Source organism: Vibrio bivalvicida (assembly GCF_001399455.2).
GTDB lineage: Bacteria > Pseudomonadota > Gammaproteobacteria > Enterobacterales > Vibrionaceae > Vibrio > Vibrio bivalvicida.
In genome coordinates, this window is the sequence record NZ_LLEI02000032.1 from 1 (window position 1) to 21928 (window position 21928).

19 protein-coding genes are annotated in these 21928 nt (G+C 44.1%); 11 read left to right on the forward strand and 8 right to left on the reverse strand.

The window, feature by feature from the left end:
* Nucleotides 1–185: 185 nt before the first annotated feature.
* Nucleotides 186–2480 carry a YgiQ family radical SAM protein gene (locus APB76_RS10965; protein ID WP_054961676.1) on the forward strand — a complete coding sequence of 765 codons (2295 nt, stop codon included), beginning with the start codon at nucleotides 186–188 and terminating at the stop codon, nucleotides 2478–2480.
* Between the two features lie 100 nt (nucleotides 2481–2580).
* On the opposite strand, the gene serC is transcribed toward APB76_RS10965, so the two are convergent.
* On the reverse strand, nucleotides 2581–3663 hold the full coding sequence (gene serC / locus APB76_RS10970; RefSeq protein ID WP_054961675.1) for a 3-phosphoserine/phosphohydroxythreonine transaminase: 1083 nt from the start codon (nucleotides 3661–3663) through the stop codon (nucleotides 2581–2583).
* 124 nt (nucleotides 3664–3787) lie between these two features.
* The gene (locus tag APB76_RS10975) at nucleotides 3788–5053 is read right to left on the reverse strand and encodes a DUF945 family protein (protein ID WP_054961674.1); all 1266 of its coding nucleotides are present in this window, start codon (nucleotides 5051–5053) and stop codon (nucleotides 3788–3790) included.
* 173 nt (nucleotides 5054–5226) lie between these two features.
* Here APB76_RS10975 and APB76_RS10980 point away from each other — a divergent pair, with 173 nt between their 5' ends.
* The 3 genes from APB76_RS10980 (at nucleotide 5227) to APB76_RS10990 (ending at nucleotide 8419) form a co-directional block, all read left to right on the forward strand.
* Nucleotides 5227–7179: an ATP-binding protein gene (locus APB76_RS10980; protein WP_054961673.1), complete on the forward strand. Its 1953-nt coding sequence runs from the start codon at nucleotides 5227–5229 to the stop codon at nucleotides 7177–7179.
* Nucleotides 7176–7673 carry a response regulator gene (locus tag APB76_RS10985; protein ID WP_054961672.1) on the forward strand — a complete coding sequence of 166 codons (498 nt, stop codon included), beginning with the start codon at nucleotides 7176–7178 and terminating at the stop codon, nucleotides 7671–7673. Before APB76_RS10980 ends, APB76_RS10985 begins: the two co-directional genes overlap by 4 nt.
* 179 nt (nucleotides 7674–7852) lie before the next feature.
* Nucleotides 7853–8419, forward strand: coding sequence for a hypothetical protein (locus APB76_RS10990; protein WP_054961671.1), 567 nt, complete (start codon nucleotides 7853–7855; stop codon nucleotides 8417–8419).
* 106 nt (nucleotides 8420–8525) lie between these two features.
* Here the strand turns inward: APB76_RS10990 and APB76_RS10995 are convergent, their stop codons facing one another.
* Nucleotides 8526–9113, reverse strand: coding sequence for a TfoX/Sxy family DNA transformation protein (locus APB76_RS10995; protein ID WP_054961670.1), 588 nt, complete (start codon nucleotides 9111–9113; stop codon nucleotides 8526–8528).
* Between the two features lie 354 nt (nucleotides 9114–9467).
* On the opposite strand from APB76_RS10995, the gene APB76_RS11000 reads away from it, so the two are divergent.
* The 5 genes from APB76_RS11000 to APB76_RS11020 all read left to right on the forward strand — a co-directional run bounded on the left by APB76_RS11000 (nucleotide 9468) and on the right by APB76_RS11020 (nucleotide 14880).
* Nucleotides 9468–10388: an HDOD domain-containing protein gene (locus APB76_RS11000; RefSeq protein WP_054961669.1), complete on the forward strand. Its 921-nt coding sequence runs from the start codon at nucleotides 9468–9470 to the stop codon at nucleotides 10386–10388.
* 19 nt (nucleotides 10389–10407) lie between these two features.
* A complete protein-coding gene (locus tag APB76_RS11005; RefSeq protein ID WP_049844959.1) occupies nucleotides 10408–11313 on the forward strand; it encodes a lysine exporter LysO family protein in 906 nt (301 codons plus the stop codon).
* 116 nt (nucleotides 11314–11429) lie between these two features.
* A complete protein-coding gene (locus APB76_RS11010; RefSeq protein WP_054961668.1) occupies nucleotides 11430–11942 on the forward strand; it encodes a hypothetical protein in 513 nt (170 codons plus the stop codon).
* A gap of 142 nt (nucleotides 11943–12084) precedes the next feature.
* Nucleotides 12085–13737, forward strand: coding sequence for a pyridoxal-dependent aspartate 1-decarboxylase PanP (gene panP, locus APB76_RS11015; protein WP_054961667.1), 1653 nt, complete (start codon nucleotides 12085–12087; stop codon nucleotides 13735–13737).
* Nucleotides 13738–14025: 288 nt separating this feature from the next.
* Entirely contained in the window at nucleotides 14026–14880 is an 855-nt protein-coding gene (locus APB76_RS11020) for a MurR/RpiR family transcriptional regulator (RefSeq protein WP_049844956.1), read from the forward strand.
* A 60-nt stretch (nucleotides 14881–14940) separates the two neighbouring features.
* Here the strand turns inward: APB76_RS11020 and APB76_RS11025 are convergent, their stop codons facing one another.
* A complete protein-coding gene (locus APB76_RS11025) occupies nucleotides 14941–16191 on the reverse strand; it encodes an iron-containing alcohol dehydrogenase (protein WP_054961666.1) in 1251 nt (416 codons plus the stop codon).
* Between the two features lie 264 nt (nucleotides 16192–16455).
* Here APB76_RS11025 and APB76_RS11030 point away from each other — a divergent pair, with 264 nt between their 5' ends.
* Together APB76_RS11030 and APB76_RS11035 are read left to right on the forward strand one after the other, a co-directional pair.
* Entirely contained in the window at nucleotides 16456–16719 is a 264-nt protein-coding gene (locus tag APB76_RS11030) for a GrxA family glutaredoxin (RefSeq protein WP_049844954.1), read from the forward strand.
* A 192-nt stretch (nucleotides 16720–16911) separates the two neighbouring features.
* Nucleotides 16912–18594 (forward strand): aspartate:alanine antiporter, encoded by a 1683-nt coding sequence (locus tag APB76_RS11035; protein ID WP_054961665.1) that lies wholly within the window; start codon nucleotides 16912–16914, stop codon nucleotides 18592–18594.
* Between the two features lie 70 nt (nucleotides 18595–18664).
* On the opposite strand, the gene APB76_RS11040 is transcribed toward APB76_RS11035, so the two are convergent.
* The 4 genes from APB76_RS11040 to APB76_RS11055 form a co-directional block, all read right to left on the reverse strand.
* Nucleotides 18665–19342, reverse strand: a complete 678-nt coding sequence (locus APB76_RS11040; RefSeq protein WP_049844952.1) for an ABC transporter permease — start codon at nucleotides 19340–19342, stop codon at nucleotides 18665–18667.
* A 3-nt stretch (nucleotides 19343–19345) separates the two neighbouring features.
* Nucleotides 19346–20086, reverse strand: coding sequence for an ABC transporter permease (locus tag APB76_RS11045; protein ID WP_049844951.1), 741 nt, complete (start codon nucleotides 20084–20086; stop codon nucleotides 19346–19348).
* A gap of 87 nt (nucleotides 20087–20173) precedes the next feature.
* On the reverse strand, nucleotides 20174–20944 hold the full coding sequence (locus tag APB76_RS11050) for an ABC transporter substrate-binding protein (protein ID WP_049844950.1): 771 nt from the start codon (nucleotides 20942–20944) through the stop codon (nucleotides 20174–20176).
* A gap of 71 nt (nucleotides 20945–21015) precedes the next feature.
* Entirely contained in the window at nucleotides 21016–21786 is a 771-nt protein-coding gene (locus tag APB76_RS11055; protein ID WP_054961664.1) for an ABC transporter ATP-binding protein, read from the reverse strand.
* Between the last annotated feature and the right edge of the window lie 142 nt (nucleotides 21787–21928).

Below are 21928 nucleotides of genomic sequence, written 5' to 3' on the forward strand. Positions count from 1 at the left end.
GCCGATCAGATCGTAGCTTCTTGATTTAGTTCCATCGATTTAAGCAACAAAGCCCACTTTAGTACTGCCTATCTTTCCAATCACTGAATAAGGTTTATTTAGTCGTAATAACCAGAGACATATTGAGGTAGATAGTCACCGCCCAAGTCGCTATAATTCGCGCTCCCTGGAACAGAGAACAAAATATGTACAGCAATATCACTCCTATTCATGAGCATAAAAAATACTGGGCAGAATGCTACGGCACTGCGCCATTTCTACCGACAAGCAGAAAAGAAATGGATGCCTTAGGATGGGATAGCTGTGACATTATTATCGTAACAGGTGACGCGTATGTCGATCACCCTAGCTTTGGTATGGCGATTATTGGACGCCTTCTCGAAGCGCAAGGATTCCGAGTGGGTATAATTGCTCAACCAGAATGGAACAACAAAGATGCCTTTACGGCATTGGGTAGACCTAACCTGTTCTTTGGCATCACGGCTGGTAACATGGATTCAATGATCAACCGCTACACTGCAGATCGTAAGCTCCGCCATGACGATGCCTATACACCTAACAATGAAGGTGGTAAACGACCTGACCGTGCTACTTTAGTTTACTCACAGCGCTGTCGCGAAGCTTATAAAGGTGCCCCTATTGTTCTGGGCGGCATTGAGGCCAGCCTGCGTCGTCTCGCTCACTATGATTACTGGTCTGACAAAGTACGTCGCTCGGTTCTGTTTGACGCCAAAGCAGACATCTTGCTATTTGGTAATGCAGAGCGAGCACTAGTCGAAGTTGCGCATCGATTAGCAGATGGGGAAGAAATCTCTTCGCTAACAAACATTCGTGGAACAGCGGTCAATCTGCCTGCGACGCCTGAAGGCTACAAGGTGATCGACTCTTCACGCATTGAGAAACCACGTAAAGAAGCATTTATTCCTCCAAACCCGTATGCGGTTGAGGAACAGTGCGACACCAAAACGAAAACTCAGGAAAGCGGAGCGCAGCCAATTAGCATTCGCCCATCGCGCCATGATGCGGCAACCACTGTGGTGCGCATTCCACCGTTTGAAAAGCTCAATAATGACCGTATTCTGTACGCTCATGCGAGTCGCATCATGCACCTTGAAACTAACCCGTATTCAGGTCGTGCCTTGATTCAACGCCACGGCGATCGTGAACTGTGGGTCAATCAAGCACCGATTCCTCTTTCAACTCAAGAGATGGATTACGTTTTTGGTTTACCCTACGCACGTGTGCCTCACCCAATGTATGGTAAAGCCAAAATTCCTGCTTATGACATGATCAAAACCTCGGTCAATATTATGCGTGGCTGTTTTGGTGGCTGCTCGTTCTGCTCCATCACCGAACACGAAGGTCGTATCATCCAAAACCGTTCTCAGGAATCGATCTTGACTGAACTGGAGGAGATTCGTGACAAGGTGCCAGGTTTTACAGGTACTATTTCCGATCTCGGCGGCCCAACAGCCAACATGTACCGTTTAGGTTGCAGTGATCCTAAAGCAGAAGCTAACTGCCGACGCCCATCATGTGTTTTCCCAGGTATTTGTAACAAACTCAACACCGACCACAAACACACGATCGATCTTTACCGTGAAGCTCGTAAAGTAGACGGTATTAAGAAAGTCATGATTGCATCTGGCGTTCGTTACGACTTAGCAATTGAGTCTCCAGAATATGTCAAAGAACTAGTGACCCACCACGTTGGCGGTTATCTAAAAATTGCCCCCGAGCATACAGAAAAAGGCCCTCTGGATCTGATGATGAAACCGGGAATGGGTGCGTATGACCGCTTTAAAGAGATGTTCGAAAAATTCAGCGCTGAAGCAGGAAAGAAACAGTACTTAATTCCATACTTTATTTCTGCTCACCCTGGCACCGAAGATGAAGATATGCTCAACTTGGCACTTTGGTTGAAGAAAAACAACTTTGAATGTGACCAAGTACAGAACTTCTATCCATCTCCAATGTGCAATGCAACGTCAATGTACTACTCAGAGACCAACCCACTGAAACGTGTGAAGTACAAGAAGCGTGAAGAGGTCCCAGTAGCTAAAGGCGAGCGTCAACGTCGTCTGCACAAAGCACTACTACGTTATCATGACCCGGCTAACTGGCCTTTGATTCGCGAAGCCTTAATTAGCATGGGTAAAAAGCATATGATTGGCGACAAGGCAAACTGCTTAGTTCCTGCAGAAGATGTTGATGCCAAAACACCAGCTCAACGTCGTAAGTCCGGTCGTCACGGTTCGCAGCGTTTTGCCACCAAGCATACTAAAAGCCAGCCTGGATTCGAAAAGATGCATGGCGATCAGAAAGGAAAAAGTAGAAGCGGAAACCCGAAAGGAACGAGTACGGGGCAGCCTACTCATGGAGGAAAACCAAACGGTAAACCAACGGATACCCGTAATGGAAAGCCAACAAACAATAGTTCAGGCAAACCACCAGCAGGACGTAAGCCGAAACGACGCTAAGCCTCACACTAAATCGCAGCCATCGCTGCGATTTTTTATGCCTTCAACATTTAAAAAGGCCCAACTTATAGTTGAGCCTTGCGAAAAATGAACAGGTAAATTAAGCGTTTTGAGCTTCAAATTCTTGCATGAATTCGACCAAAGCCCGTACCCCTTCTAAAGGAACAGCGTTGTAGATTGAAGCTCGCATTCCACCAACTGCGCGGTGTCCTTTAAGAGCGACCAAGCCACGTTTCTCTGCTTGCTCAAGGAATGCACCATCAAGCTCAGGTTTCGCTAACTGAAACGGAACATTCATTCTAGAACGGTTAGCTTGCTGCACGTTGTTGATGTAAAAGTCCGAGCTATCGATCTGATTATAGAGTAGTGATGCTTTCTCTTTATTGATCTTCTCTATTTCAGCGACACCACCCTGCTCTTTTAACCACTTAAATACAAGGCCGGACAGATACCAAGCAAAAGTTGGCGGTGTGTTAAACATTGAGTCTTTCTCTGCCAAGACTTTGTAGCTCATAAAACTAGGTACAAGGTCGTTAGCTAGATCTAATAGGTCGTCTCGAACAATCGCTATGCATAGCCCTGCAGGGCCAATGTTCTTTTGTGCTCCGGCATAAATCACGCCATATTTTGCTACGTCAATTTCACGAGAAAGGATGTTAGATGACATATCCGCAACGATAGGTTTGTCCGTATCAGGAAGCTCGCTGATCTCTATGCCATCAATGGTTTCATTTGGGCAAAAATGAACATACGCCGTATCAGGTGAAATCTTCCATTCGTTCGCAGGGACTACGGCCGTTTTACCATCAACTTCCGTTTTAGCGTCAAAAGCATCAACTTCACAAAACTTCCCCGCTTCTTTAATCGCACTTTCTGCCCAGTATCCCGCGTCAATGTAAGTCGCTTTTTTCGACGAGCCAAGGAGGTTTAAAGGCACTGCCGCAAACTGAGCTCGCGCACCACCTTGACAGAACAGCACTTTGTAGTTGTCAGGGATACTAAGTAAGTCACGTAGATCTTGTTCGGCCTCTTCCGCGACTTTGATAAATTCTTTGCTTCGGTGACTGATCTCCATTACAGAAGTCCCTAAGTCGCTCCAATCAACGAATTCTTGTTGTGCTTTTTCCATCACAGCTTTAGGTAGGCCCGCTGGACCTGCGCTAAAGTTATAAACCTTGCTCATCTAGTCTTTCCTTGCGCATGCTTGATTAAGAGATTACTCGATTAATACCATGTTTTATGAATGATAAAAAGCAAGAAGAGAGGTCTTAAGGCCTCTTTTCGCGTTAAACATGTAAATTGGGTAATTATGGTTGCATTAACGCTGGCAAAAACAGCGCCATTAGAGGGATCTGCTGACCATTCTCAAATACCAAATTCCCCTCTTTTAATTCAGCTTGAATCTGGTAGCCATTTTCGGTTTGCTGAATGAGTTCCATCGCCATTGCTTCATCAATGCCCTGTTTAATAAACGGGTATTGAGTAACTAAACCACTTGAGAAAAAGGTATCAAGATCACCGGTCAAAGCGGGTAAGATCAATGCTGGATTCTGCGCGACATTATCTGTCCCTTGCGGTACAGTAATCTTCCACTTCGATTCAAACTCACTTTCCTGGCCAAGTTTTACCGCCATTTTGTTCATGGCAAAGTAAAAACCTTTCGAAAACAAACTTTCAACATACGGGAGCGCTTGTTCAATATCCGAATTGGTTGGCATCGGATTGTTTTGATATAGATTCATCAAGTGCTCGAAAGCCACGCTGTCGAGATCTCCAAAGGACAGATCGATAGACACGCTGTCTACATTACCCTCTGCCATCACTAGATTATTGAGATCTACGATATGTTGACTACCCACAGTCTTAGCCATTTCATCGAAAGAGCTAAGGAAAGTATATTTGCTATCGTTCAAAGCAAATAGTGGAGATTGATCAACGTTGAGTACAGACGCTTCATCTAGATTCATCGTCTGTTCACCAATCCAGAAGCCATTCATCTTCTTGCCTTCACCCTGACCCGTTAGGCCCGATAACAGCATCTTCTCACCGGAGTTGAAGTCAATCTCTACCGAAGGAATATCGAGATCATATGTCACGTCGCCAAGTACACTAACATGCCCTTTCAAAGTCGACGGTGTTACAGAGACAATCGCACCTTCCGGCCCATCCGTTATCTGATTCCAGTTGGCCAGGCTCAGCACATAATCCGTGTTACCGTTGAGCTGGGTCACTGTTTCTAATGTTAAAGGCAGCTCAGGCGCATTCTCTATAACAGATTCAGCCTTTAAGCTAAACAAACCATGACTGACATTGCTGCTCACCACAATTTCTGATGGTAAGCCGTCAATCGCTAACTGTTCAGCAAGTGCCGGTTCGAGAATGGTGTAACGTGTTTTTACCGTCGATGATAAATAGCCGCGATCATACTCGACAACTTCAGCATTGACTGACTCATTTGACAGGTGTGTTACACCATCTTGTATTACCGTCTGTCCAATTTGTCCTACAGCCAAAGGCCAACATAACGCAAGCGAAATAGCGCCGCCAATAGCGCCCATTTTTTTTAGATCCATGATAAATACGTCTTATTTATTGATTTCATTAAGTCTACACCAAAAAACATTGAGTTAAATCAGAGTATTGTCTTTCTGCAAAAAACAAACAAAATTCTCATACTTAGCTCTCAATACTCAATTGCCATCCTTGGTAGAGTAAAACGTGTCAATCTTTAAATTGTAGCCTAGTCGTGAACCCATTTTCCGTACTCTGTTTAGATAACAACCCCATTAGCATTGAGCAGCTAAGGCGAGAGCTCAGTCCTTTTGCTGCAAAGTTTGATCTTCATACCGCAGACACGTTGGAAGACGCCCACGCTGCGTTAGAATATTGCCTTGAGCAAAAACAGACTGTCGCTCTTGTAATTGCGAGCCATCACGAGACTTTTAATGGTGCCGACTTCCTTATTCAGCTAGATAGAAATACCCATACACAAAGTGCAAGAAAAGTGCTAATTAGCTGTGGCCAAGACATCCAAGCGATTTTATCTGCGGTCAACGATGGCCGCTTAGATCACTGCTTAACCAAGCCTTTGCAAGACAATTTAGTTCACAAAACTGCGCAGAAAGAACTGACAACGTTTATTCTCAAAAACGACAAAGACAACTTGCTTTCTTACAGCCAAGTTCTTGACCAGCACAGGTTGCTTCGCGCTCATATCGAGCAAAAAATGCGAAGCTATCGTGAAGGTTTTATTTCTGATCATCATAGTTTGTCCGACCAGAAACTCGCCGAAAAGGTCTCGACTGCCCTGCTCGATTTCTTCGCACAAGAGGATGAGACTCAGGCGTGCCGAACATACTCTCCTGAACATTTGCTCACCATCGAAGGTGAAGAAAACCAATTCCTTTGGTTTATTACCAAAGGTGAAGTCGCACTATACAAAAAAGACGACGTGGGAATGCAACGCGAAGTAGTTAGGCACACCCAAGGGAACATTGTCGGGGGGATGTCTTTTGTCACCGGAGAGCCTTCTTTTTCAACGGCTGTGACTCTCTCAAAAACTGAAGTCATTAAGTTGGATCGAGATGTTTTTTCAAAGGTCATGCATTCCAACATGACCTTACTTCCACTGTTTACTAACCTACTGCTTAGGCATTTTAATCGGCGCCTTCAACGAAGCATCAATACCAAGCTTGAACTACAAAAAACCCTTGAATCACTCGAATCTGCTCATAAGCAACTGATTGAACGCGAGAAAATGGCAATGCTTGGCCAGCTCGTCGCGGGCGTTGCTCATGAACTTAACAATCCAATAGCAGCAATTCTTAGAGGAACAGAGACACTAACAAGCAAAATTCGGCAATTGGTTGATGGCCGTTCGGTACAGCAAGTCAGTCTAGATGGAGTATCAGTACTACAAGAAGGGCTCAGCCAAAGACCACGCTCAACCGCCAAAGAAAGGGAGCTGGCGAAAGTTCTCGAGGAGCAACTTAATGATCGACACCTTGCAAAAAAACTGGTCAAACTAGGGCTAGAGGATAGAGATGAATGGATTCATTTAGCCAAGGCTCAACCTGAAAACACCTTAAGTAAGCTTGAACGATTAGAAGACTACCACTTGGCGGGTTCGACATTACGTTCGATTAACGTCTGTGCAGGTCGAATTGCCGATATGGTCAAAAGCTTAAAAGGTTATGCAAGGCCAGATGACGAGAAGTTTCACTTGGTCGATATCCACGAAGGTATTGAAGACACCTTAGTCATCTTTGAAAGCCGCCTTAAATTTCATCATGTCGAACGTGTCTATTCCGATATCCCTCAGATACAGTGCCAACCTATTGCCTTGCAGCAAGTCTGGACCAATTTGATTTCCAATGCTATCGATGCTTTCCCTAATAAAGGCGAACTAAGAGTTGAAACAAGTAGAGTGTCTGAAAATCAAATCGACTGGGTGGTTGTTTCTTTTACCGACAATGGTTGTGGTATTCCTGACGCCATCAAACAGCAAATGTTTACCCTCAACTTTACAACTAAGAAGGAGGGAAACTTTGGTTTAGGTATTGGTCTATCTGTGTGTCAACAAATTGTCCTCCAACACGGTGGGAGAATTGAAGTTGACTCTGTCGTTAATCAGTTTACTAAAATGTCGGTTTGGCTGCCGTTCAGCCAAGTCCCCCTATCGTCTAGGAGCCCTAAATGAATAAATACCTTATTTTATGTGTTGACGATGAACGAGAAGTATTGGACAGCGTAATGCAGGATCTTGACTGTTTTGAAGAACACTTCATTGTCGAGGCAGCCGAATCGGTCCAAGAAGCGAAACAACTGATCGCGGAGTCACGTCAAGAAGACGTAAAATTGGCACTGATTCTCTGTGACCATATTATGCCGGAGCAGACCGGGATACAGTTTTTAATCGAACTTAATCAAGATGAACCAACCCAACCAACGAGAAAGCTGCTTCTCACGGGCCAAGCAGGGTTAGAAGACACCGTAGAAGCCGTCAACCACTCTAGCCTAGATTTCTATATTGCCAAACCTTGGCAGGGCGATGAGCTACGCCAGATCCTCAAAAACCAACTTACAACATATATGATTGAGCACGAACCGGAGTTAATGCCTTGGGCATCCGTACTCGAAACAGAAAGAGTATTCGAAGCGATGGCTAAAAATCGCCTTTATTATGGTGAGTAAACACGCAAATGCGGCATATTAATTGCTTAATTGAATAAATAACGACAAAACAATGACATTTTTATAGTGACTGTTGCTATGATGCATTATCATGTCGTATCGGGGTCACAGACTCACATGTCATGGCGCTGATGTCGCTAAAGACCAAGGAAATTAACAAGATATAGGTTTATCGTCCCATGCGTAAAACAATCTTAGCTGCAGCACTTGTGCTTGTATCTGGTCAATCATTTGCTCAGACCGAACCGGGTAGCCCAGCGGTAATGAGCAACTTTAATTATGACTACCTTGAGGCTCGAATCGGTGCTAGCCCTGTCACTTTCGGCGCTGCAATGAGCAAGTCTATTCACCCCAACGCACATGTTCTCGGTCGTATCGATTCTGAATTCGAAGGCGATTACGATGCTGCCGCGGGTTTTGGTTTCCATGCACCAATCAACAACTGGGCTGATTTCACTGGTGAGATGCTTGTCCGCTTAGTTGATACGGGTAATGAAAGCCGCTTCGGGTTAGACCGTGGTACAGAAACTGGTATGGAGTTAAACCTTGGCGTTCGTCAATGGCTTGGTCCTCAGTTAGAGGTCGGTGGTAAAGGTAGCTACATTTCCATTGACAACAATAAAGAATGGGCAGGTTCTGCTTACATTCGTTTCCACTCTACTGAACTTTTCTCAATAGGTGCAGAAGCTCGCATTAACGACTTCTACGGTGATCAACTGATGTTCACTACTCGCTTTAAGTACTAATCGAGTCGAGATCAAAAAAACCGAGGTTACGACCTCGGTTTTTTATTGCAAATCCATTTGCATTTGAGCATTCCACTTCTAACGATAACTCTGAAGTGGCAAGAGTTTAATTACAGCTGGCTAAAAGCTGACGTTTACGTGGCTCTTGGATAAGCTTCCAATGGATACCTTCGATGGCTCCGGCAAATTTCCAAAGCAGTTTCACATCTACATCACTACCGTAAGCTTGCTTCACTCGCGAAAACACAGCAGGTGCACCAAGTTCAAGAAATGTATCGACATCCTCCACTCCGGCCTTTTTCACCATACGTTCTAGCGTCAGTTGCATATTAGGTAGGTCTCGTAGACGTCTATTCGCTGATGAGCGCTTATATTCACGTTGTGACACAGAAAAATTTATTGATTGCTCAACCAAATCACTCAGTTGTTGATGGTTACTAGAAAAAAGCTGAGTAATATCGTAGTAATTCACCGTAGCAGTGGTCTGTTTTTTTACATGGCGGTACTTTTCACAGCCTAATTGACTGAGTACCTGATCTAAACTCTCACCACCTCTAATGAATATTTTATCTGCACTGATGAGTGCGAACATGGCCTCATCCCTAAACAACCCTGTACCACCAAACATAGATCGTTTCTGAAAGTCGCCAAACCTTTTTACGTATTGAATAAATAGTTGCTCAGTCATATCCATTGATCCTTAATCAAATACCCCGATTAGTTATGATCACCAGATAGCAGCAGTAATAAGCGAAAAATTAAAACACAACCCAACTATAGTGTTAGTTATTGTTTAGTTTGGTTGATAGCAAGTACTAAGAATGATAGTTAACGAAACAAAATAAGTCTGTGCATTGGTCACATCAATGACACTCAATTGATGTTATATCGTGAACAACATCACAAGTTATTGCATTAACCTGATTATGAACAAGGGAATACATCCAGATAAAATGCTGCGCGAATTATCAATAAGTAATATCAATAATTTGCTAATATATAACGTTAAGCGGTACACTATATGGAGTACCCCAATCTTATCGTATATATGAACCACTTATCTTTTTATTGGCTCCCAGAGAATGGCGAACTATTACTCAAAGGCATCGAGTCTGAGTTTTCAGTCCTAATTGAGCACTCAATTAAGTCGCGTACTATTTCTCTTCCTCCTATTTCCGACGTGGTGTTAAAGATTCAGCAACTTTGCACCCAAGATACCACCACTGTTTCCGATGTTGCAGATAGCCTACTTGAAGATCCAGGTCTTGCAGCGATTGTCATTCGTGTCGCGAATTCGGTTATTTTTAATCGTCGTAATATCACTTGTACCGATTTAGTTACCGCTGTATCTCGTCTAGGTATCCTTCGTGTAAGAGACATTGTCACTGCCCAAGCGATTGAACAACTAAAACACTCGGTCAATCTCAGTCAGTCGTGCAACAACGTCTTGGTACAAAGTGCTGCAAACTCACGAGAACTGGCGGCAACCATGGTGCTAGTGGTGCGTGGATTCAAAGAATCTGGCTCACCAAACTACAGTCATTTGGAGACAGACAAAGCCTTGCTTACTGGCCTTCTCGCTGATATTGGCCTATTTTGCATAGTCAATGAGTATCACAACTATCTAGAGCAAGGTAATTACCTTGATGAAGATATAGCATTCCAGATTTTCGATCGTCAGTGCTCCAACGCGAGTAAACTCGTCCTCGAAAGCTGGGGGTTTGACAACGACTTTCTTGAAGTGGCTTCAAACCAAGTTATCGACAAAACAGACGTGGCAGTGAGCTACTTGGATGTTGCTCGAATTGCTAATCATATCCTCATGTTCCGTCGACAAGATGAACAAATCACTGAACACACTGTAGAATTTGATATTACAGGCGCAGATATACTGTACAAACTCAGTAATTTAAGTGATATTGAGTTTAATACACAGATAGATGAACTTATTAGCGCGAGTGGTTTATAGCCGCTAGACAGGAAGTACCATGTTTTCAGGGATGTTATTTATCTTTGCCCCACTTGTTGTGGGGTATTTCATTTCTATCACCAATAAGTCGCTACTCGACAAGATTAACTCAAGCACATCTAGCTTGATCTACGTGATTTTGGCCCTGATGGGGCTAAGCTTAGCTGCACTTGATAATTTGGGGCAAAACCTGCAACTGATTCTAAAAACGACCGCGGTGTTCTTTGTTTGCTTGAGTCTATCGAATCTTGCTGTATTGCCATTAATTGATAAATGGCTGCCAATAAAAACTGACGCCAGCAATACAAAACTGCCTCTGTCTGAAATGGCGATGGAGTCTGCAAAACTAATATTGGTTGTTGGCGGTGGACTCGTTGGAGGCTTGCTCGTTCCCTTTGATCTGAGCTGGGTAGATACTGCTAGTGAATGGATCCTATTTCTGTTGCTGTTTTTTATTGGCATCCAATTGCGTAACAGTGGCCTGACATTACGTCAAATATTGCTCAACAAGCACGGCATGCTGATCGCTATAGTGATCATCGTTAGCTCTTTGCTTGGGGGGATTGTTTCCGCATTGATCCTCGATATAGATCCTTTCCAAGGGTTGGCCATGGCCTCTGGTTTTGGTTGGTACTCTTTAGCAGGCATACTAATGGGGGATGCCTTTGGACCTGTATATGGTGGTGCGTCTTTTATGATAGAACTGCTACGCGAGCTAATCGCATTGGTCCTTATCCCACTATTTATAAGGACTAAGCCTTGCACTTCGATTGGTTATGCTGGTGCAACTGCGATGGATTTCACCTTACCTGTGATTCAAACTACAGGTGGCGTTCGATGCGTACCAATCGCAATAGTCAGTGGTTTCATACTCAGTCTTCTCGTACCTGTACTGATGCTGTTCTTTGTCTCACTTGCAGGCTAGATCGCAGGAATTGTTATGCAAAACCTCTATATTATGCGCTTACAAGCCCAACAAGTTTAGCTAACGCTAAATTAGATAACTAGAAACTATAATAATTCGCCTTAAAAGGAATCACTATGAAACGTACTCTCGTTGCAATGCTGCTTACTGCAACCTCTACATTTGCAACTGCAGCTGATAATGCTTGTCTATCTAAAAAGTATGACGCGTATATCGATGCGTCTCTTCATTGGTACGAAGATCTTTCCGAGCTAACTTCAAAGCAATACCCTGAATTGAGCGAAGTTAGCGAGTGGTTTCTCAAAGGACGTAAAAACCATTTCGAGCTCAACCGCGCAGCCGTTCACTATTATCTTGAACAAGATCCAGCAAAAGTGGCCACTAATCAAGCTGTTGAAGCATGGTTGCAGTTAGAACAAAAAGATATCAAAGCACTGGCGTCTCGTAGTGATGAACTGGGTCAATTAGCAAAAGTGACCTTTGGTGATCGTCAAGCGAAACCGCACGACAAAAATTATGAACTGCGCTCAGCGTTTGCAGACCTACTCAGTCACCCGACTAAGATTGATAGCGCACTGAAGCGCTATAACGCGTCAATCAAAGAGCTTGAATCGATCAAGTGTAAGTAATCACAAGGGTTGTAGGGGCTTTATGTTGTCAACAAACTTCTGCCCGGTAAAATCTAAGATTCGGTAATTAAGACGGGACTTTGTTCCCGTTTTCGTTTAGATTGTCCCGCTGCAACAAAAATGATTAGAGCAATGTAGCTGTATGATATCGGAACATAAAACGGCTGATGTGAGTTTCGAGAGCTTACTCCGAATCTTCACCGTCCCTGAAGGGCCAGACTCAACGCTTACAAAAATTGAAGAGAAGTTATCGCGTAACTTAAATAAGTTTTTGCGCGAACACATCGTGGCTGAAGAAAAGCCACTACGTGATATTGAAAAAGACTTCTCGCAGGCGTCAATCCCAGAACAACCCGAATTTGTCTCGGATCATACTCAGCATTTGCTCGATACACTGGTCTCTCATTCGGTTCACACCTCTGCACCAAGTTTTATTGGCCACATGACGTCAGCGTTACCTTACTTCTTAATGCCGCTGTCAAAAATCATGATCGCTCTCAACCAGAACCTGGTTAAGATTGAAACCTCCAAAGCATTTACTCCATTGGAACGCCAAGTACTTGGTATGTTGCACCGCCTTATCTATAGAGAAAAAGACCAGTTTTACAGTCGATGGATGCACAGCGCCAACCATTCTTTAGGAGCATTCTGTTCAGGTGGCACTGTCGCCAACATTACCGCGCTTTGGGTTGCGCGCAATAATGCACTAAAAGCGCACGGTGAGTTTAAAGGAGTAGAAAAAGAAGGCTTGTACAAAGCAATGAAACATTATGGCTATGAAGGATTAGCCGTATTAGTTTCCGAGCGTGGTCACTACTCTCTCAAGAAAGCGGCAGATGTTCTAGGCATTGGTCAAGAAGGCTTGGTAGCGGTTAAAACAGATAGTAACAATCGTATTTGCCCACAATCTTTACAGCAACGAATCACCGAGCTCAAAGCGCAAAACATCAAACCATTCGCGGTGGTCGGTGTGGCCGGTACGACGGAAACAGGCAACATCGACCCACTCAAAGAAATGGCTCAGATATGCCAAATGGAAGAGTGTCATTTCCATGTTGATGCGGCATGGGGTGGTGCGACTCTAATGTCAAATAACTATCGACACTTACTAGATGGTGTTGAGCTTGCAGACTCTGTCACTATCGACGCACACAAACAGCTCTACATCCCAATGGGCGCGGGTATGGTCTTATTCAAAAAGCCTGATGCAATGAAATCTATTGAGCATCATGCCCAATACATATTGCGGAAGGGATCTAAAGACTTAGGCAGCCATACTTTAGAAGGCTCACGTTCAGGAATGGCTATGCTGGTATATGCGGCCATGCATATTATTAGCCGCCCTGGTTACGAGCTACTGATCGACCAAAGCATAGACAAGGCCAAGTTCTTTGCTAACCACATTGAGCAACAAGCAGATTTCGAACTCGTTTCACAACCAGAACTGTGTCTTCTTACCTATCGTTACTTACCAGCGAACATTCGTCTTGCTCTCGATAAATCATCAGGAAATCAGACAGAACAACTCAACGAGTTGCTCAATGAACTGACCAAGTTTATCCAAAAACGTCAACGAGAGACTGGTAAGTCATTTGTGTCTCGCACTCGTTTAAACCCTAAGCAGTGGGGGCGTTTGAACACCATCGTTTTCCGCGTTGTGTTGGCAAACCCTCTAACCAGTTGCGATATTCTAAGTTCAGTACTCGAAGAGCAGAGAGAGATCGCTAAGCAGGCGCCCAAGTTACTTGGCAGGATAGAAAAGTTAGCGCAGCAGATACTTGCGTTAAGCGAATAAAGTGAAATTTTCTTTCTCCAAATTTGTAATTTGCCTATCAACACAAGCCTTTAAATTGAAATTTTCTGCGGCAGAATCAAGATTTCTGTAGTTTAACCAAAATTTTGTTTGAGGCTTGTCATATATTAGCCAATTGCTTATTAGAAAAGTTACGGTAAACCTTTAGCTTAGGTTTATACTGGTTCCATGGCGCTGGATTGCACTTACCTTTTTTGGGTGACGCTTTGTTCCCCATCATTAACATACGGGTATATCCAGTGAGTTGTTCTCTATACCCTCGTGAACACTATGAACACATTAGAAAAAATTCAAAAAAATCTAGAAAACTTTAGCAAGTCTGAGCGCAAAGTTGCCGAAGTAATCATGGCTTCACCGCAAACTGCTATTCATTCTAGTATTGCTACACTAGCAAAAATGGCTGATGTGAGTGAGCCTACTGTTAACCGCTTCTGTCGTCGTTTAGATACAAAAGGTTTTCCAGATTTTAAACTCCACCTTGCTCAAAGTTTGGCTAATGGTACGCCTTATGTAAACCGCAATGTTGAAGAGGACGATGGTCCTGATGCGTATACCCATAAGATTTTTGAATCGACAATGGCGTGTCTCGACGTAGCCAAAAACAGCTTAGATGCAATGCAGGTCAACCGCGCCGTCGATTTGCTTACCCAAGCCAAACGCATCTCTTTCTTCGGCTTAGGTGCATCATCTGCCGTTGCGAAAGATGCTCAGAACAAATTCATTCGCTTTAACATCCCAATTACCTGTTTTGAAGACATCGTAATGCAGCGTATGAGCTGTATTAACTGTACAGACAACGACGTAATTGTGCTGATTTCTCATACTGGTCGCACCAAGAGTCAAGTCGAAATAGCCAACCTAGCCCGTGAGAATGGCGCTACGGTTATTGCGATTACGGCAAAAGATTCACCACTCGACAAAGCAAGCTCGCTGTCTATATCACTTGATGTCCCTGAAGATACCGATGTTTACATGCCTATGGCAAGCCGAGTGGTACAAATGACCGTCATCGACGTATTAGCCACTGGCTTTACTCTACGGCGCGGAACAGGCTTTAGAGAAAACCTCAAACGTGTTAAAGATGTTTTGAAAGATTCTCGCTACGATAAGCTTTCTCAGCTCTAGACAAAAACGGAGTACATAGTTACTCCGTTTTTATTACCCCTAACCATCACTTTTACCATATTAACTGTCTTGGTAGCTTCCCTGATCTTTCTTGTTTACTTGTACAACTACTCTCGCATTTGACTCTTCAGCCCAGTGATTAACATTTTCACACTGGTTCTGACACTGGCAAACCTGCTGGAGAATATACGTTAGTCTCTGCTTCGTTAGTGGTAATGGATTGCCTTTAATTGCAACAGATTTGAGCGCGTCATCAGCAACGTCCTCAAAAGAAGTTGCGCAAACACCGAAACTATCTAGTGTTGGTAACGCGAGCTTATCTAACATCATATTGACCCATAAAACGCCTTCTTCTCGGCGCGCGTTGACACGTCCAGTCAAGATTTGAGCTACTTTATTGTATCGATCGAGCACATTACTTCTTCCTGCCTTTTGTGCTGCTTTAATATTCTCTGTCATTACATACGGAGCAAGCCTTGCTGTAATAATACTGTGCGGTGCATTTAGCTTGCCGCCCAAAGCAGATGCTAGGCCATGAGCAGCCCCTAGCTTAGCATTGGTTATTGCCATTCCTCCTAGCATGGCAGCAAATGATATATTGGCCCTCGCCTCATAATTATCCTGTAAACACGCCTGCAATATTGATTGGCTTAGCCTTCTCAGCCCTTCTTCACAGATCATATCAGTTAACGGATTAGGGTCACCGCAGACATACGCTTCCATCAAATGAGTAAAAGCATCCATTGCTCCACGGCCCGAAGTTAGCTGATCAGTCCCGTAAGTTAAAGTCGGGTCAATTATCGCAACGTCAGCCAGCATTTCAGGATCTCGTAAACTCACTTTGACCTGATCTTGACCAGAACGTAGCACTGCATTACGCGTCACTTCAGAGCCTGTGCTTGCTGTCGTTGGGATTGCTATAAACGAAATAGGTTTTGACTTTAGTGGAACATTGCGACCCACTACTTCGACATAGTCATACACATCCCCTTGATTAGGGATCACTGCAGCAAGCGCTTTACCCATGTCAAGAACGCTTCCCCCTCCCATCGCAACGACCAGATCGGGTTTGAATTTTCGCCCAACTAATGCCGTTTCTTCAATCATGGTAATGTTTGGTTCACCGCTGATCGCGACATGTTGATAGCGCATGTTTTGTTGCACTAGATAGTGAAGAAGCGGGGAAGCCCGATCGGTGTTTTTACCCGTAACCAGCAGCACGCTGTAGCCATATTGATTTAAAATAGATAGCGAAGATTGCAAGGCACCTTCCCCAAATATAATTCGGGTAGAGGTCATAAACTGGAACATACACGCACTCCTGTGACAACCGTCTAATGAGCTTGCACCTAATGGCAACAAATAAACATGACCCAGTGCAATTTGTCAGAAAAAGCCTTAATAATTATATGGCTTTCTCGACCTAAAGCACACACCAAAGAATCTTATCAATACCCATCAAGTTTACTTTTTGCTCAATAGATTTTACCTATCAAATCAAGAGGCAAATGACACTTTATTTCCGCCAATGATTCGGGCATAGTTGCAATCAACAAAATACAGGAGAAAGAGAATATGTTCGTAGTTATCTTTGGTCGCCCGGCTTGCCCGTACTGTGTTCGTGCAAAAGAGCATGCTGAAGCGCTGAAAGCAAAACGTGATGATTTCAACTACCGTTACGTAGACATTCATGCAGAAGGCATTTCTAAAGCCGACTTGGAGAAAACGGTCGGTAAACCTGTTGAAACTGTTCCTCAAATCTTCATTGACCAAGATCATATTGGTGGCTGTGATGAGTTTGAAGCTTATGCGAAAGAGCACCTAGGGCTATTCGCCTAGTAGTAATCGATATTCTATAAGAGCCGCTTAACAGTAAGCGGCTTTTTTGTGCCTGAGATTAAATAAGTTTATCGGTTCTGTTGCCTAAGTCAGCTAATAGCAAAATATAAAATATTTCACTTATCATTTGGCAATATTCAGATACAATTCGCTCACTTAACCTACTCCCCGGCACCAACACAAGAATTGCCCGTGAACATTGACGTAGTACATTTGCTCGAACAAAACCCTATTCTTCTCATTTTCGTTGTACTTGCGATTGGCCTAGGTATTGGCAAAATTCGTTTCGGCAACTTTCAACTTGGTAACTCAATTGGTGTACTAATTACCGCATTGGTAATGGGACACCTCGGTTTTACCTTTAACGCAGAAGCCTTAACTATTGGCTTTATGTTGTTTATTTATTGTGTCGGAATTGAGGCAGGGCCAAACTTTTTCGGTATCTTTTTCCGAGACGGTAAACACTACTTCATCATAAGTTTGGTCGTTCTTTCTACGGCGTTGTCTATCACCTACTTTGCAAGCCATCAGATGGGCTTAGACTTTGGTTTATCCGCCGGTATGATGGCAGGCGCGCTAACATCCACACCAGTATTAGTTGGCGCTCAAGATGCCCTAAACTCTGGGCTAGCCACTACGCCACGTAATATGGACTTTTCGAAAGTTATTGAAAACCTATCTGTCGGTTACGCCATGGCTTATCTGATTGGCCTTATCAGCATGATCATGTTTGCCAAGCTTCTTCCCAAGCTACAAAAGCAAAATCTGTCTGATTCAGCAGAGCAGATTGCTCAAGAGCGGGGGTTAGGTAGTTCAGGTCAACGTAAAGTCTATTTACCCATAATTCGTGCCTATCGTGTTGGGCAAGAGCTGATCGATTGGATTGATGGCAAGAACTTACGTGAGTTGGGCATTTACCGTCAAACTGGCTGTTACATAGAGCGTATTCGTCGTAATGGCATCCTCGCCCACCCCGATGGCGATGCTATCCTGCAACAAGGTGACGAGATTGCTCTTGTGGGCTTCCCAGATAGCCATGCGCGGCTAGACCCAAGCTTTAGAAACGGTAAAGAGGTCTTTGACCGTAATCTCCTTGACCTACGTGTTGTTGAAGAGGAAATCGTCGTAAAGAGTGACTCTATCGCTGGTAAGCGTCTGTCAGATCTTAACCTATCTGAATACGGCTGTTTCTTGAACCGTGTGGTCCGCGCTCAAATCGAAATGCCAATGGATCTGGACATCGTTCTTGCCAAAGGTGACGTACTGCAAGTAAGTGGTGAGAAGAGCCGGGTGCATGGTCTGGCAGAAAAAATTGGTTTCATTTCGATTCACAGCCAAATGGCAGACCTGCTTGCTTTCTGTAGTTTCTTCATTCTTGGCGTTATGTTTGGTTTAATCACCATGACTTTCGGTCAGGTCTCATTTGGCCTCGGTAATGCGGTAGGCCTATTGCTTTCAGGGATTACTCTTGGTTTTTTACGTGCTAACCACCCAACATTCGGCTATGTGCCACAAGGAGCGCTAAACATGGTTAAAGACCTGGGTTTAATGTTTTTTATGGTAGGTATAGGGCTCAGCGCGGGGGGCAAAATGTTTGAACACCTCTCACAAGTTGGCTTACAGGTGATCGGATTAGCGTTTGTAATAAGCGTCGTCCCCGTTGTGGTGGCCTACCTAGTTGGCGCCTACCTGCTTAAAATGAACAGAGCACTGTTATTTGGCGCAATTATTGGCGCACGCACATGTGCACCAGCCATGGATATTGTTAATGACTACGCTAAATCAACTATTCCAGCACTTGGGTATGCAGGCACATACGCCATCGCCAATATTTTGATGACTTTAGCAGGTACGATTCTTATCATCCTCAGCTAAACTCCCAATCTTATTGATAAATTTGCATAAAAAAGGCTTCCCTAAGGAAGCCTTTTTCGTATTCTTCATGTTAGCTCAACGGTCTTAGGTAAGCTAAGAAACGTTTTTCTGCGAACTTAAAGCAAGCAAGAATCATGAAGGTCAGTGCCATGTAGAACAGACCTGCCGTTAGGAACGATTCAAATGGCGCGTAGTAGCGAGAGTTAACTAATCGAGCAGCACCTGTTAGGTCAACAATAGTAACGATACCCGCAACAGCACTACCGTGAAGCATAAAAATAACTTCATTACTGTACGCTGGAAGAGCGCGGCGCAATGCACTTGGTAAAATAATGCGTCGATAGGTTTTAAATGTACTCATACCATAGGCTTTCGCAGCTTCCACTTCGCCTTTAGGTAGACCGTTGATTGCACCGCGGATAATTTCAGCAGTATAGGCTGAAGTGTTTAGCACGAATGCCACTAGTGCACAGAACCAAGCATTTTCCCAAGGAGTATCCTTCACAGGGAAGAACTGATCCATACCGTAATAAATTAGATATAGCTGCACGAGCAACGGCGTACCACGGAAAAAGTAGATAAATGCCCAGCTCGGTCCATTCAACAAGTAGTTATGGCTGTTGCGTGCCACACCTAGTGGGATCGCTACAACTAATCCGATAATGAGCGCTAACCCTACTAGCCATGTGGTCGTCCACAGACCGTCTAGATAAATTGGGAAACTTTCTAAAATAAGTGAAAAGTCCATTCTTTACCTCGCATGAATACTGAATTTGCGCTCTACCATTTTCAAGAAGCCTGTCGAGACACTGGTAAAGAATAAGAAAATGATCGCGACTGCCATATAGAAAGTAAATGGCATTTTGGTCGAACCTGCCGCAAGTGAACTCATACGTACCATATCTTCAAGGCCGATAATCGAAACAAGTGCGGTTGTTTTTAACAGTACTAACCAGTTGTTACCAAAACCAGGCAACGCATGGCGGATCATCTGAGGTAATAGGATGCGACGAAATGCGAGTACTGAGCTCATTCCGTATGCTTTGGCGGCTTCCAACTCTCCTTTGTCGACAGCCATAATCGCGCCGCGGAAAGTCTCAGCCATATAGGCACCAAAAATAAACCCAATCGTAAGCACGCCCGCTATGAATGGGCTGACATCAATATAATCGGGTAAGTAAGCTGTCCATTCATGATTCGGGTCGCTCGATGCGAACCACTCATTCAAAGTTTCGTTGATGGAATACAAACTGTTGTTGAGGAGAATCTGTCCACCGAAGAAAATCAGCATCATGAGGACGAGGTCGGGAATACCACGAATAACTGTGGTATATAGTGTCGCGATAGCTCTAGCCCAGCGATATGGGGCCATTTTGGCTAATGCACCTAGCATGCCTAAAATCATCGCTAACAATAACGACAATAGCGCGACTTCGATGGTTACTACGGCCCCTTTTAGTATCGAAGCTTCATATCCTTGTAGATCCAGCATAGGTAAGTTCCTGATCCCTAAACTTTATAAAATTCGACCGTTGGCTACTACTCCTAGGAACAAGAACCAACGGTCGCTTAGCAACGATTACTGACCGTAAACGTCGTAGTTGAAGTATTTAGCAGCGATATCTTGGTAGACGCCCTTTTCACGTAGAGATAGGATTGCTGCGTCTAGCTTCTTAGTTAGGTCTTTGTCTTGTTTACGAACCGCAATACCAAAACCGTCGCCAAACCATTTTGGATCAGTCAGTGAAGGACCAGCGAATTCGTACGCTTCACCACCGGCTTTGTTCAGTACACCTTCTTCGAGTGCTGAAGCATCGCCAAGTACTGCGGCAACACGGCCATTAGCAAGGTCTAAGTACGCTTCATCGAATGAGCCATAACGAACGATTTCTACTTTGTCACCGTAGTTATCAGTTAGGTATTTGTCGTGAGTTGTTGCACGCTGAACTGCGATTTTTTGACCGTCGAGGTTATCGAAATCTAGACCCGCACCCTTTTTAGCGATGAACTTATTAGGGATAAGTGCGTATTTACCAGTGAAATCGACTTTCTTTTTACGCTCTTCAGTAATCGACATCGCTGCAATAATGGCATCGTATTTACGTGCAAGTAAGGAAGGAATAATGCCATCCCAATCTTGAGCAACAATCTTACACTTCACTTGCATTTCGGTACAAAGTGCGTTCGCCATATCGACATCAAAACCTTTAAGCGAACCGTCAGCCTCTGTCCAACTAAATGGAGGGTATGCTCCTTCGATACCGAAGCGAACTGTTTTCCATTCTTTCGCTTGCGCTACGCCGGATACTGCTGTTGCTGCCAGTGTTGCTGCTAATAACCACTTTTTCATTTCCATACTCCTGTGATTGTGATTCTTATTTTTTACTTAATTGCTTGTTGTGTTTTGCCGCTAAACGGCGATTAGTAAATCGACGAGATAAATTGTTGCAGACGCTCTGAGTCAGGACTGGTGAATAGCTTGGCTGGGTCGCCCTGCTCTTCCACCAGACCTTGGTGCAAAAACATCACATGATTCGACACATCGCGGGCAAAAGCCATCTCGTGTGTCACGACCAACATGGTTCGACCTTCTTCTGCTAGATCACGCATTACGCCAAGTACTTCACCCACTAACTCTGGATCAAGTGCTGATGTTGGTTCATCGAACAGCATTACCTCTGGATCAACGGCAAGAGCGCGAGCAATCGCCGCTCTTTGCTGCTGGCCACCAGACAAATGACCAGGGTAGTAGTCTTTACGCTCGTATAAGCCGACTTTCTTAAGCAATAGCTCGGCATTTTCATGCGCTTGTGCTTTCGGCACACCTAGTACATGGATAGGTGCTTCGATAACATTTTCAAGCACGGTCATATGTGACCATAGGTTGAACCCTTGGAATACCATGGCAAGGCGCGAACGGATGCGCTGAACTTGCTTTTCATTGGCAGGGACTGCTTCACCTTGACGGTTGTTCTTCATTTGGATTAATTCGCCGTTAACCCAAATCTCACCTTCAGTTGGCGTTTCAAGCAGGTTTATGCATCTAAGAAAGGTACTCTTACCAGACCCAGATGATCCGATAATAGAAATGACGTCCCCTTTGTGAGCTTCTAACGAGATGCCCTTTAAAACTTCATTTTGTCCAAATGTTTTATGCAGTTCTTTTATGTCCAGCGCTGGTACATCTTTCATGCGCTTTTACTCCCTGTATTTATTATAACCAAACGCTTGGTTTAAAACGCTTGGCCGACTGCTGGGTTCCACCCACATTGCGATACAAATTAGCACTACCCTGTGCAAGTTGCAACAAATTATTAACCTGCAAATCAGTGAT

Coding starts and splice junctions, on each gene's coding strand:
- APB76_RS10985 (WP_054961672.1), top strand. CDS start 7,176: ATGAATAAATACCTTATTTTATGTGTTGACGATGAACGAGAAGTATTG.
- APB76_RS10965 (WP_054961676.1), top strand. CDS start 186: ATGTACAGCAATATCACTCCTATTCATGAGCATAAAAAATACTGGGCA.
- APB76_RS11005 (WP_049844959.1), top strand. CDS start 10,408: ATGTTTTCAGGGATGTTATTTATCTTTGCCCCACTTGTTGTGGGGTAT.
- APB76_RS11020 (WP_049844956.1), top strand. CDS start 14,026: ATGAACACATTAGAAAAAATTCAAAAAAATCTAGAAAACTTTAGCAAG.
- APB76_RS10975 (WP_054961674.1), bottom strand. CDS start 5,053: ATGGATCTAAAAAAAATGGGCGCTATTGGCGGCGCTATTTCGCTTGCG.
- APB76_RS11025 (WP_054961666.1), bottom strand. CDS start 16,191: ATGTTCCAGTTTATGACCTCTACCCGAATTATATTTGGGGAAGGTGCC.
- APB76_RS10995 (WP_054961670.1), bottom strand. CDS start 9,113: ATGGATATGACTGAGCAACTATTTATTCAATACGTAAAAAGGTTTGGC.
- panP (WP_054961667.1), top strand. CDS start 12,085: ATGATATCGGAACATAAAACGGCTGATGTGAGTTTCGAGAGCTTACTC.
- APB76_RS11045 (WP_049844951.1), bottom strand. CDS start 20,086: ATGCTGGATCTACAAGGATATGAAGCTTCGATACTAAAAGGGGCCGTA.
- APB76_RS11000 (WP_054961669.1), top strand. CDS start 9,468: ATGAACCACTTATCTTTTTATTGGCTCCCAGAGAATGGCGAACTATTA.
- APB76_RS11030 (WP_049844954.1), top strand. CDS start 16,456: ATGTTCGTAGTTATCTTTGGTCGCCCGGCTTGCCCGTACTGTGTTCGT.
- APB76_RS11050 (WP_049844950.1), bottom strand. CDS start 20,944: ATGAAAAAGTGGTTATTAGCAGCAACACTGGCAGCAACAGCAGTATCC.
- APB76_RS11055 (WP_054961664.1), bottom strand. CDS start 21,786: ATGAAAGATGTACCAGCGCTGGACATAAAAGAACTGCATAAAACATTT.
- APB76_RS10990 (WP_054961671.1), top strand. CDS start 7,853: ATGCGTAAAACAATCTTAGCTGCAGCACTTGTGCTTGTATCTGGTCAA.
- serC (WP_054961675.1), bottom strand. CDS start 3,663: ATGAGCAAGGTTTATAACTTTAGCGCAGGTCCAGCGGGCCTACCTAAA.
- APB76_RS11010 (WP_054961668.1), top strand. CDS start 11,430: ATGAAACGTACTCTCGTTGCAATGCTGCTTACTGCAACCTCTACATTT.
- APB76_RS11040 (WP_049844952.1), bottom strand. CDS start 19,342: ATGGACTTTTCACTTATTTTAGAAAGTTTCCCAATTTATCTAGACGGT.